The following is an 816-nucleotide window of genomic DNA, read 5'->3' on the forward strand; positions in this document are numbered from 1 at the left end:
GACAGACCAACGTCCATTAGAGTTTGCAGCTTGCGGGCAATCGCAGGAACAGGATCGAAGAAGGTGCGAGCATCCTCGACGGTCATTTCCAGTACTTCATCGATGGTTTTGCCTTTGTAGCGTACTTCCAGTGTTTCGCGGTTATAGCGCTTACCTTTACACACATCACATGGCACGTACACGTCTGGTAAGAAGTGCATCTCGACTTTGATAACACCATCCCCCTGACAAGCTTCACAGCGACCACCGCGAACATTAAAACTAAAGCGGCCAGGTTTGTAACCACGTGAACGTGATTCCTGCGTACCAGCAAACAGCTCGCGAATAGGGGTAAAGATTCCCGTGTACGTCGCAGGGTTCGAGCGTGGTGTTCGGCCAATTGGGCTTTGATCGATGTCGATAACCTTATCGAAATATTCTAGACCTTTAATCGACTTATAAGGCGATGGGTGTGCAGTAGTAGCGCCATTGAGTTGGGTGTGTGCAATTTTGAAGAACGTATCGTTGATCAAGGTTGATTTACCGGAGCCTGACACGCCAGTAATACAGCTAAACAATCCGACAGGAATAGACAAGTTGACGTTCTTCAGGTTGTTACCTGTTGCGCCTAGTAGCTCGACGGTTTTCTTTGGATCGCGAGGGGTACGCGCTTTAGGGACTGCTATCTCTTTTGTGCCACTTAGATACTGACCTGTGAGAGAGTTCGGGTTCGCGATGATCTCATCCATTGTTCCTTCGGCAACCACATTACCGCCGTGTACCCCCGCCCCCGGGCCAATATCAATCACGTGATCGGCACAGCGAATGGCATCTTCA

1 pseudogene is annotated in these 816 nt (G+C 49.8%); it reads right to left on the reverse strand.

Annotated features, from left to right (window positions below):
* Window positions 1–816 (reverse strand): annotated as a pseudogene (locus tag R7044_RS24830) (excinuclease ABC subunit UvrA); the annotation flags it as partial.

The organism is Vibrio sp. 1402 (assembly GCF_033340275.1).